Annotated in this window: 6 protein-coding genes; all 6 read left to right on the top strand. The window is 66.0% G+C overall.

Annotated elements, in window-relative coordinates:
• Positions 1-4: 4 nt before the first annotated feature.
• Positions 5-2,092 (top strand): polyphosphate kinase 1, encoded by a 2,088-nt coding sequence (gene ppk1, locus ACZLIB_RS04400; RefSeq protein WP_164080731.1) that lies wholly within the window; start codon positions 5-7, stop codon positions 2,090-2,092.
• Between the two features lie 390 nt (positions 2,093-2,482).
• Entirely contained in the window at positions 2,483-4,009 is a 1,527-nt protein-coding gene (gene ppx, locus ACZLIB_RS04395) for an exopolyphosphatase (RefSeq protein WP_010483920.1), read from the top strand.
• A gap of 306 nt (positions 4,010-4,315) precedes the next feature.
• A complete protein-coding gene (locus tag ACZLIB_RS04390; RefSeq protein ID WP_049400921.1) occupies positions 4,316-7,285 on the top strand; it encodes a TonB-dependent receptor domain-containing protein in 2,970 nt (989 codons plus the stop codon).
• A 337-nt stretch (positions 7,286-7,622) separates the two neighbouring features.
• A complete protein-coding gene (locus tag ACZLIB_RS04385; RefSeq protein ID WP_478469240.1) occupies positions 7,623-10,547 on the top strand; it encodes a TonB-dependent receptor domain-containing protein in 2,925 nt (974 codons plus the stop codon).
• Between the two features lie 145 nt (positions 10,548-10,692).
• Positions 10,693-11,838: a glycosyltransferase family 4 protein gene (locus tag ACZLIB_RS04380; protein WP_032129074.1), complete on the top strand. Its 1,146-nt coding sequence runs from the start codon at positions 10,693-10,695 to the stop codon at positions 11,836-11,838.
• On the top strand, positions 11,819-12,358 hold the full coding sequence (locus ACZLIB_RS04375) for a phosphatase PAP2 family protein (RefSeq protein ID WP_049400923.1): 540 nt from the start codon (positions 11,819-11,821) through the stop codon (positions 12,356-12,358). The genes ACZLIB_RS04380 and ACZLIB_RS04375 overlap by 20 nt, the downstream gene beginning before the upstream one ends.
• Positions 12,359-12,370 lie beyond the last annotated feature (12 nt).

Genomic DNA, 12,370 nt, shown 5'->3' with positions numbered 1-12,370 from the left:
CGCCATGAGCAGCCTCGGATCCCTCCCCCTCCCCGTGAGCCCGGACAACGATCCGTTGCGCGACCCGGCGCTGTACATCAACCGCGAGCTGTCGCAGCTGGATTTCAACTTCCGCGTGCTGGCCCAGGCGATGGACCCGCAGGTGCCGCTGCTGGAGCGCCTGCGCTTCATGTGCATCTCCTGCACCAACCTCGACGAGTTCTTCGAGATCCGCGCCGCTGCCGTACGCCACGCGCAGGAATTCGGCCTGCCGCCGGCGCCGGACGGGATGAGCCCGCAGGCCATCCTCAACGCCATCCATGACCGCGCCGCGGAGCTGGTGGACCAGCAGTACCGCTGCTGGAACGAGACGCTGCGCCCGGCGCTGATGGAGGCCGGCATCGGCGTGCTCGGCCGCCATTCCTGGACCGATCGCCAGAAGCGCTGGCTGCGTGCGTACTTCCGCAACGAGATCATGCCGGTGCTGTCGCCGCTGGGCCTGGACCCGGTGCACCCGTTCCCGAAGATCCTCAACAAGTCGCTGAACATCGTGGTGGTGCTGAAGGGCACCGACGCGTTCGGCCGCGCCGGCCACCTGGCCATCGTGCGTGCGCCGCGCTCGCTGCCGCGCATCATCCAGCTGCCGGAAAAACTCGGCGGTCCGCAGAACTTCGTGTTCCTGTCCTCGGTGCTGTCCACGTTCGTCGATGAACTGTTCCCGGGCATGGAAGTCCAGGGTGCCTACCAGTTCCGCGTTACCCGCAACTCCGAGCTGGTGGTGGACGAGGAGGAAGTGGAGAACCTGGCGCTGGCACTGCGCGACGAACTGGTCGACCGCGGCTACCGGCCGGCAGTGCGCCTGGAAATCGCGCAGGACATGCCGCGCGAGATCGTGCGGACCCTGCTGCAGAACTTCGGCCTGACCGAGAACGCGGTGTACCGCATCGACGGCCCGGTCAACCTCAACCGCATCATCCAGCTGTACGACCTGATCGCACAGCCAGACCTGAAGTACCCGCCGATGACCCCGCGCACGCTGCGCGACAGCGACGGCATCTTCGAGACAGTGGCGCGCCACGACCTGCTGCTGCATCACCCGTTCGATGCCTTCACCGCCGTGCTGGACCTGATCCGGCAGGCGGCGGTCGATCCCAACGTGCTGGCGATCAAGCAGACCCTGTACCGCACCGGCAAGGATTCGCTGATCGTCGATGCACTGATCCAGGCCGCACGCAACGGCAAGGACGTGACCGTGGTGGTCGAACTGCGCGCCCGCTTCGACGAGGAAGCCAACCTCGGCCTGGCTGATCGCCTGCAGGAGGCCGGCGTGCAGGTGGTGTATGGCGTGGTCGGCTACAAGACCCACGCCAAGATGCTGCTGATCGTGCGCCGCGAGGGCCGCAAGCTGCGCCGCTACGTGCACCTCGGTACCGGCAACTACCACAGCGGCACCGCCCGCGCGTACACCGACATCAGCCTGATCACCGCCGATGCGGACATCGGCAACGATGTGCACCTGCTGTTCCAGCAGCTGTCCGGGCTGGCCTCGAAGATGAAGCTCAAGCGCCTGCTGCAGTCGCCCTTCACCCTGCACACCGGCATCCTCGGCCGCATCGAGCGCGAGACGCGCATCGCCGCCGCCGGCCGCCCGGCGCGGATCATCGCGAAGATGAACGCCCTGAACGAACCGCAGGTGGTGCGCGCGCTGTACGCCGCCTCGCAGGCCGGCGTGCAGATCGACCTGATCATCCGCGGCGCCTGCACCCTGCGCCCGGGTGTGCCGGGCATCTCGGACAACATCCGCGTGCGCTCGATCGTCGGCCGCTTCCTGGAGCACAGCCGCGTCTACTGGTTCGGCAACGACGGCGCACCGGAGATGTACTGCGCCAGCGCCGACTGGCTGGAACGCAACCTGCTGCGCCGGGTCGAGACCTGCTTCCCGATCCTCGACCCGGAGCTGGCCAAGCGGGTCTACCGCGAGGTCCTGCAGAACTACCTGGACGACAACCTCAACGCCTGGGAACTGGATGCCGACGGCATCTACCACAAGCGTGCGCCCGCCCACGACGAGGCACCGCATTCTGCGCAGATGGCACTGATGCAGGGGCTCTGACCCGGTAGGTGCCGACCTTGGTCGGCACGTTTGGATTCATCCACGCATGGCGTGGATCTACCGTGTCGACCAAGGTCGACACCCACCAACAGCCGCGCAGAACGCCGTCCCGGCAGATCGCAGAGAACTGTCGAAGGCGGGGTGGGTCCGGTGGCAGGGGTGTGAGCCGCATGGATGCGGCGACCAAGCCCCCATGGACGGGTTCACGGCGTCCCCTGCCATCGGACCCGCCCCGCCATCCCACGGATTGCCCGCTGTTGCTGTTGCTGTTGCTGTTGCTGTTGCTCTGGCCTCTGCGGGTGCAGGGCGCAGCCCTGCCGCACTCCCCTCTTCCAAAATGTGAAGGCCGCGCGGTGACGAGCACACCGCCCCTTCGGCTAACATTCGTCCATGCCGCACACCACCACGACTCCGCCCGCATTGCAGGATGGCGACCTGCTGGCCGCCATCGACCTTGGCTCCAATAGTTTCCACATGGTCATCGCGCGCTACACCCTCGGCCAGCTGCGGGTAATCGACCGCCTGCGCGAGACCGTGCGCATGGCCGACGGCCTGGATGGCAAAGGGGGACTCTCCTCCGCTGCCCGGCAGCGCGCGCTGGAATGCCTGGCCCGCTTCGGCCAGCGCATCCGCAATGTACCGCCGCACCGGGTGCGCGCACTGGCCACCAACACCGTGCGCCAGCTGCGTTCACCGCAGTCGTTCCTGGTTCCCGCCGAAACCGCGCTCGGGCACGCCATCGAAGTGGTCAGCGGCCGCGAAGAAGCGCGCCTGATCTACCTGGGCGTGGCCCATGCACAACCGCCCAAGCCCGGCCAGCGCCGGCTGGTCATCGACATCGGCGGCGGCTCCACCGAATTCATCATCGGCATGGGCATGCAGACCCTGGAGCGCGAAAGCCTGCAGGCCGGCTGCATTGCCAGCACCCGGCGTTTCTTCCCCGGCGGCAAGCTGAGCAAGAAGCGCTGGAAGGACGCGCTGGCCGAGATCGGTCGCGAGTTCCAGCCCTTCGCCAGCAAGTACCGCGCGCTGGGCTGGCAGGAAGCGCTGGGTTCTTCGGGCACGCACAAGGCGATCAGCGAGATCTGCGCGACGATGAAGCTGAGCAAGGGCGCGATCACCGCCGAGGCCCTGCCCCAGCTGCGCGACGAACTGCTGAAGGCCAAGAAGATCGACGACATCCAGTTGCCGGGCCTGTCCAGCGACCGCCGCCCGATCATCGCCGGCGGCATCCTGGTGCTGGAGGCCGCCTTCCAGGCACTGGGCCTGCAGAAGCTGCTGGTCAGCAAGGCGGCGATGCGCGAAGGCATCCTCTACGACATCGTCGGCCGCGCTGGCGAGAACGATCTGCGCGATGAATCGGTGTCCGCGCTCAGCCAGCGCTACGGCATCGATACCGTGCAGGCCGACCGTGTGCAGGACACCGCGCTGTCACTGCTGGAACAGGTGCAGGAACGCTGGCGGCTCGATGCCGACGACGCGCGCATGCTCGGCTGGGCCGCGCGCCTGCACGAGCTGGGCCTGATGATCGCGCACAGCGGCTACCACGTGCATGGCAGTTACGTGCTGGAACACTCGGATATCGCCGGCTTCTCGCGGCAGGAACAGCAGATGCTGGCCGCGCTGGTGCGCAGCCATCGCCGCAGCGTGACCAAGACCGCCTTCGACGCCCTGCCCGAGCGCCTGCTGCTGACCGCTCGCCGGCTGGCCGCCCTGCTGCGCCTGGCGGTGCTGCTCAATCGTGCCCATGAGGACGATCCACTGCCGGCGTTGGAACTGACCGCCGACGACAACCGCCTGTCGTTGATCGTGCCGCAGGCCTTCATTGATGCCCGGCCACTGCTGCGCGCCGATCTGATCGGCGAGACCGACGGCATCGCCGGGCTGGGCATCCAGTTCCGGCCCTTCGTAGCCTGAGGCTCACGCTTTCCCGCGAGGGAAAGAAGGTCACACACCGTTACGGTTCGCGCATGCGCCCCCGGTTGACCTGCTGCGACGCAGCAGATCAAGTCGGGGGAGCGCATTCAGCGTTACAGCTAAGCGACTGCTTTTGTTGAGCTTTCGTGAAATCTGACGATGAAGCCTGGTACAAATCGACACGACCTCTTTACAGAGCATTAACCAACGAGACTACTATCGGGTCATCGGTCCGCTTGTGGGCGGCCGATTTCTTCGACGCCCCTTTTGGCGTCCCTGCACGACCTGAGAGAGAGAGAGCTCGTCATGACTTCACGTACCACCCCCCTGGGGCAGGCCATCCGCTACGCCCTGGCAACCACTGCGACGCTGGCCGCCCTGCCTGCGTTCGCCCAGAGTGGCAGCACCGCCGCGCCGACCACCCTGGATCGCATCGAGATCACTGGCTCGCGCATCCGCCAGGTGGACGTGGAGACCGCTCAGCCGGTCCTGGCACTGAGCCGGTTGGACATCGAGCGCCAGGGCTTCAGCTCGGTGGCCGACATCCTGCAGAACGTGACCGCCATGGGCAGCCCGGCGATCAGCCGTGCAAACGCACTGAGCTCGGGCGAAAACACCGGCGGCACCTACATCGACATGCGCAACCTGGGCGCGCAGCGCACCCTGGTGCTGGTCAACGGCAAGCGCCTGGGCATCAGCACCTCGGGCCTGCAGGATGTGTCCTCGCTGCCGGTGTCGGCGGTGGAGCGCATCGAAGTGCTGAAGGATGGCGCGTCGGCCATCTACGGTTCCGATGCGATGGCCGGCGTGGTCAACATCATCACCCGTTCCAACGTCAACGGCGTGACCGCCAACGTGTACCACGGTCAGTACAGCGAAGGTGACGGCGCGCGCGATCGCTTCGATGTGGTCGGCGGCTGGAGCAATGACCGGGTGTCGCTGACCCTGGCATTGGAGCACTCGGAAGAGAAGAGCGTCTGGGCCAAGGACCGCTGGTTCAGCAAGTACGGCGTGAGCGACCGCCACCCGAACGATGCCTCCAACTGGACCACGCTGAGCCAGTGGGGCCAGGTCACCGGCCTGAAGGGCGGCCCGGGCTGCACCAACACCAAGGACGGCTGCGGCTATTCGCTCAACCGTGGTGCTGACCCGACCAACCCGGCCAACTACCACCTGACCGATGCGACCCCGTTCACCGGCGACGTCAGCAACGCCAACGAACAGATGCACGTCATGTATCCGCTCAAGCGTGATTCGGTGTACTTCGACGGTCGCTTCAAGATCACCGACCAGGTCAACCTGCGCACCGAATTCGGCTACAACAAGCGTTCGGCCGAGCGCCAGATTGCAGGCTACCCCCTGCAGTCCAGCTCGGTGTCCATCTCGGGCGACCCGACCGCCACCGGCCTGATGTCCAAGGACAGCTACTTCAATCCGTTCGGCAACCAGCACGGCTATGCCAAGCCAACCGACGTGGCCTGGAACCGCCGCACCTGGGAAATCCCGCGTGTGAGCACCAGCGAACTGAAGACCTACCGTGCGGTAGTGTCGCTGGATGGCAGCTTCGAGATCGGCCAGCGCTACTTCGACTGGGACGTGGGCTACCAGTACAACCGCAACGAGCTGACCGCTACCGCCACCGGCAACCTGCACAAGAAGCGCGTGCGTGACGCCGTGGGTCCGTCGTTCCTGGATCCGGCCACCGGCAAGGTGATGTGTGGCCGTCCGGGCGCGGTGATCAGCGGCTGCACGCCGTGGAACCCGCTGGTGCCCTACGGCAAGAACGATCCGAACGGACTGACCGGCAATGAAGAACTGATGGCCTGGCTGTTCCCGGCGGAGCACACCACCGGCCGGACCACCACCAAGAACGCGTTCGCCAACCTGTCCGGCAGCATCATGACCCTGCCGGCCGGCGACCTGGGCTTCGCTTTCGGCGTGGAAAGCCGCAAGGAAGATGGCCGCTACACCCCCGATGCCCTGGCCCAGACCGGCGCTACCACCAACCTGGCCGCAGGCCCGACCGGTGGCAGCTACAACGTGAAGGAAGCCTACCTGGAGCTCAGCGTGCCGGTGCTGGCCGACCTGCCCGGTGCGCGTGAGCTGAGCTTCAGTGCCGCCACCCGCTACTCCAAGTACAACACCTTCGGCAACACGCTCAACAGCAAGTTCGGCTTCAAGTGGAAGCCGATCGACCAGCTGCTGGTCCGTGGTACCTGGGCCGAAGGATTCCGCGCCCCGACCATCAACGATCTGTACGGTGGCGGTTCGGAAACCTTCGCGCAGTTCAGCGACCCGTGCGACACCGTGTTCGGCTCGGCCAAGGGCAGTGCTGAAGTCCGCGCGCGCTGCGCACGTGACATCGCCGATGCTGCCAACTTCCGCCAGCTGAAGCAGGGCAACGCCCCGGTGACCACGGCACAGGATGCAACCCCGACGCCGTTCGTGTCCGGTTCGAACCCGCTGCTGGTTCCGGAAACCTCGACCAGCAAGACGCTGGGCCTGGTGTGGAGCCCGACCTTCCTCAGCAACCTCAACGTGGCGCTGGACTGGTGGAAGATCCGCATCGACAACACCATCGTCGGTGACAGCCCGAACCAGATCCTGAAGGACTGCTACGAGCAGGGCATCGAATCGCGCTGCAGCCGCTTCACCCGCGACCCGTCCAACGGCATCGTCACCGGCCTGAAGTTCGGCAACCGCAATGCCGGTTTCGCGGAGACCGAAGGTTATGACCTGGATGTCAGCTATCGCGTCGACACCAGCTACGGCAAGCTGAGCGCAGGCTGGACCAGCACCTATGTGAGCAAGAACGTCTACCGCTCCACCAACGATGTCCGTGATGCGATCACGCCGATCAACGGCGTTGCCAACACCATCGGCACCGCCACCAGCCTTGCGTTCCGCGTGCGCTCGAACCTGGTGCTGGGCTGGGATGTGGGTGACTTCGGCGTCAGCTGGACGGCACGCTACTACTCCGGTGTGAAGGAGCGCTGCCTCAACGCCTCGCGTTATGCGGACGAATGCTCCGATCCGACCTTCCTGGCTCCGTGGCTGAAGTCGCCGACCGCGTACAACGAGCGCGGTGCCGTGACCTTCCACGACGTGCAGTTCCGCTACAACCTGCCGTGGGATGCCACCGTTTCGGTGGGCGCGAACAATGTGTTCGGCAAGGAAGCGCCGGTGATGTACAGCAAGCCGAACTCGTCGTTCTCCTACTACGGTGGCTACGACATCGGTCGTTTCATGTACATGAAGTACCAGCAGCGCTTCTGATCCATCCGCGCTGTTGAAGCTCGACGACCACGGCCCTTCGGGGCCGTGGTTTTTTTTTGCCTCCGCGCAGACTGTCGCTTTCCACATTGACCGTGATGCGTTCAATCAGGGACACGGTCCTCTGCGCTGCGTCCGCCGCGATGCCACAGGTTGGAGCAATCGATTGATTTGCTTCCGCTTTGTGCAGAAGCGTCACGGCCGTCTGCAGCGCTTTCGTCGCTTGCCCATACGTCTCCCCATCCATCTTCACTAGGTTCGAACATCCACCGCCGCGGTGGAGTTGACGCAGCCCCGCTTGGCTGTGTTCCGAAGACTTCGAAGACTGAGAGAGAGACCCATGACCATCCGTATTCCCGAGCTCGGGTTGGCGATCCGTCGTGCACTGGCGATGACGGCCACCACCGCACTGGCCGCCCCCGCATTCGCCCAGCACGCACCGGAAGCCACCACGCTGGACCGTATCGAGATCACCGGTTCGCGCATCCGCCAGGTCGACCTGGAAACCGCGCAGCCGGTGCTGACCATCAGCCGCGCCGACATCGAGCGGCAGGGCTTCAATTCCGTTGCCGACATCCTGCAGAACCTGACCGCAACCGGCAGCCCGGCCTTGAGCCGTGCCAGCCCGCTCAGTGCGGGCGAGGCCGCAGGCGGCAGCTACGTGGACATGCGCGGCCTCGGTGCACAGCGCACCCTGGTTCTGGTCAACGGCAAGCGCCTGGGCATGACCACTTCGGGTTACCAGGATATATCCAGCATTCCCGCCGCTGCCGTGGAACGCATGGAAGTGCTGAAGGACGGCGCCTCGGCCATCTACGGTTCCGACGCGATGGCCGGCGTGGTCAACATCATCACCCGGCGCAACGTCCAGGGCGTGACCGCCAACGTCTACCACGGGCAGTTCAGCGAAGGCGATGGTGCCCGCACCCAGTACGACGTGGTTGCCGGCTGGTCGAATGACCGCGCTTCGATCAGTGTCGCCGCCGAGCATGTCGAAGAAAAGGGCGTTTGGGCGAAGAACCGCGGCTTCAGCGCCTACACCTATACCGATCGTCATCCGGACGATGGCTGGACCACGGTCGGGCAGTGGGGGCGCATCGTCGGCTTCAAGGGCCCGGGCTGCAGCAGCGCCCGTGGCTGCAGCTATTCGCTCGATCGCGGCAGCCAGCCGGGCGGGCCGGACAGCTTCCACCTCAGTGACAACACACCGTTCACCGGTGATGTCAGCAACAGCAATGAACAGATGCACGCGCAGACGCCGATCAAGCGCGATTCGCTCTTCGTCGATGCACGCATGGACCTGAACGACCAGATCCGCTTCAACACCCAGCTGGCCTACAACCGACGCACCACCACGCGCCAGATTGCCGGCTATCCGTTCCAGTCCGGTGCGGCCGGCATCACGCCGATGTCCGCCGACAGCTGGTTCAATCCGTTCGGCAGCCACCACGGCTATGAACGCCCAAGCGACGTGCACTGGAACCGCCGCACCTGGGAGATTCCACGCGTCAGCACCAGCGAACTGACCACCTGGCAGGGTGTCGCAGCGTTTGAAGGCAGCTTCCAGTTCGCCGGTCGCGACTTCGATTGGGAAGCCGGCTACCAGTACAACCGCAGCGAGCTGGAGCAGCGTGCCACCGGCAACCTGCACAAGCAGCGCGTTGCCGATTCCACCGGTCCTTCGTTCTACAACCCGGCCACCGGCAAGGTGGAATGCGGTACACCGGATGCACCGATTGTCGGCTGCAAGCCCTGGAATCCACTGGTGCCGTATGGCCAGGATGACCCGTACGGCCTGACCGGCAATGGCGAACTGCAGGACTGGCTGTTCCCCGAGGAACTCACCCGTGGCCGCAACACCACCCGCAACCTGTTCGCCAGCCTCAGTGGCGGCCTTGCCACGCTGCCTGCCGGGGAACTGGGCTTCGCCCTGGGTGTGGAGAGCCGCCGCGAGGAGGGTCGCTTCATTCCCGACGCGCTGGCCCAGACCGGCGCCACCACCAACCTGGCGGCGGGCCCCACCGGCGGTGGCTACCGTGTCGACGAGGCCTATCTGGAGCTGAGCGTGCCGGTGCTGAGCGACCTCCCCGGTGCACGCCAGCTGACCCTGGACATGGCAACGCGTTACTCGGACTACACCACCTTCGGCGGAACCCTCAACAGCAAGTTCGGCATCTCGTGGAAGCCGATCGACCAGCTGCTGGTCCGTGGCACCTGGGCCCAGGGTTTCCGTGCGCCGACCATCTCGAATCTGTACGGCGGCGGCTCGCAGACCTTCACCACCGGCTTCCGTGACCCCTGCGATACGGTCTATGGCGCCGCCGCCAGCAGCCCGGAGGTACGTGCACGCTGCGCCGCCGACATCGCCAATGCGGACAGCTACCGCCAGCTCGGCCAGGGCAACGAGCCGATCACCGGCAGCAGCGGGCAGACGCCCCTGCCCTTCACCAACGGCTCCAATCCCGACCTGAAGCCGGAAACCTCGACCAGCCGCACGCTGGGCCTGGTCTGGAGCCCGACGTTTGCCGAAGGACTGAACATTGCGTTGGACTGGTGGAAGATCCGCATCGACAACACCATCGTCGCCGACCATCCCAACGACATCCTCCGCGACTGCTACGAACTGGGCATCGCCGAGCGCTGCGGCAGTTTCACCCGCGACCCGGAACTGGGCATCGTCAACACGCTCAACTATGGCAGCCGCAACAGCGGGTTCCGCCAGGCCGAAGGCTATGACCTGGAGATCGGCCACAAGATCGAAACGTCCTGGGGCACGCTGAGCGCCGACTGGAAGACCACCTATGTGGTCGCCGCGGAAGAACGGACCACCAACGAGGCGGATGCGCCGCCCATTCCCAGCAATGGCATCGCCAGCAACGGCGGCATCGGCTTCCGTGTGCGCTCCAACGCATCGTTGGGCTGGGAGCGTGGCAACCTCGGCCTTAACTGGGGCCTGCGCTATTTCTCCGCGGTCAAGGAGCGTTGCCTGGATGCAGCCACGTATCCGGGTGAGTGCTCGCACCCGGGCCAGCGCGCGCCGTGGTTCAGTGGCAGCCGTGACTACAACCGTCGCGGATCGGTCACCTTCCACGACGTGCAGGCGCGCTACAACCTGCCATGGGATGCGACCGTCTCGATCGGTGCCAACAATGTGTTCGGCCGCCAGGGACCGGCCATGTACAGCCAGCCGAGCGCCAACTTCTCCTACTACGGTGGCTTCGACATCGGTCGTTTCATCTACATGAAATACCAGCAGCGCTTCTGATCCACCGCGCCATCTGCACGACCGCCACGGCCCTTCGGGGCCGTGGCTTCGTACAGGGACCTGACCACCGTCATCCCGTGGTCGCAAAGCGGTCATATCGGCTACATCGCCAGGCCCGAGCATGCCGGAAACCCGGAGGCCCGCCATGCGCTATGCCATCGTCACCGAGACCTACCCGCCGGAAGTGAACGGCGTTGCCCTCACCGTGCAGGGCCTGGAGCAGGGACTGCGCAATTCCGGCCATGACATCGACCTGATCCGGCCACGCCAGACCAGCGAAGCACTGGACTCGGCACCGGGCACGCTGCTGGTGCCGGGCGCCGCACTGCCGCGCTACCCCGGCCTGCGCTTCGGCCTGCCTGCACCGATCCGGCTCAACCGCCACTGGCAGCAGCAGCGTCCCGATGCGGTCTACATCGCCACCGAAGGCCCGCTGGGCTGGTCGGCGCTGCGCACCGCGCGCCGCCTTGGCATTCCGGTCGCCAGTGGTTTCCATACCCGCTTCGACGAGTACCTGCCCGACTACGGCGTGGCCTGGCTGCAGGCTGCCGCGATGCGCTGGATGCGCCGGTTCCACAACCAGGCCGATGCAACCCTGGTGCCCACCCGCGAGCTGCAGCAGTTCCTCGGTGAACAGGGCTTCGAACGCGTGCGCCTGCTGGCACGCGCGGTCGACAGCCAGCAGTTCGATCCGGGCCGGCGCGACCCGGCGCTGCGCGAGGAATGGGGCGTGGACGGCAACGGCCTGGTCGCGATCCATGTCGGCCGCATCGCTGCGGAAAAAAACCTTGGCCTGGCGGTGAAAGCCTTCCGCCGCCTGCAGCAGATCCGGCCCAAAGCCCGCTTCGTCTGGGTGGGTGATGGTCCGGCCCGCGAAAAACTGGCACATGAAAACCCCGATTTCATTTTCTGCGGCATCCAGCGCGGCGAAGCCCTGGCACGGCATTTCGCCAGCGGTGACCTGTTCCTGTTCCCCAGCCGCAGCGAGACCTTTGGCAACGTGACCCTGGAAAGCATGGCCAGCGGCCTGGCCACCGTCGCTTTCGACTACGGTGCGGCCCGCGAATACCTGCGTGATGGCGAGAACGGTGCGGCCGTGGAAAACGATGAGCAGTTCATCGAGGCAGCGGTGCAGCTGGCCGCCGATGATGCACGGCGCCGCGAATTCGGCAGCAGCGCCGCGCGTGCGATGAAGCGCCTGCATCCACAGCAGGTGGTTGCCGAATTCGATGCCCTGCTGGCCGAGCTGGCCCAGTCGCGGAGGAGCGGCCATGCGCACCACGCCGCTTGAGCTGCTGGCTGGCCGCGAGGCGCGGCTCTGCCGCCGGGCCAACCACTACTGCCGGCGTCGCCGCGTGCGTCGCCTGTTCTCGGTCATCAGCCGGCTCGGCGATGGCGTGTTCTGGTACGTACTGATGGGCGCGCTGGTGGCGCTGGACGGCTTCGACGGACTGCGTGCATCGGTGCACATGGCCGCCACCGGTCTGGCCGCACTGCTGCTCTACAAAGGCCTCAAGCGCTGGACCCGGCGTCCCCGCCCGTATGCGGCCGATCTGCGCATCCGCGCCTGGGTGGCGCCGCTGGACGAGTTCAGCTTCCCCTCCGGGCACACCCTGCACGCGGTGTCGTTCACCATCGTCGCGCTGGCCTACTACCCGTGGCTGGCGCCGCTGCTGGTGCCGTTCACCTTCGGCGTCGCGCTGTCGCGGGTGGTGCTGGGCCTGCACTACCCGTCCGATGTACTGGCCGCCACCGGCATTGCCATCCTGCTGGCATCGGCCAGCCTGGCCTGGTTGCCGCTGCCGGTGTAGCCCCCGGGGTCA

The sequence above is a fragment of the Stenotrophomonas sp. 220_Sma genome (assembly GCF_056487375.1).
The sequence above is the reverse complement of the archived record's forward strand: the minus strand, read 5'-3'. Positions and strand labels throughout refer to the sequence as shown.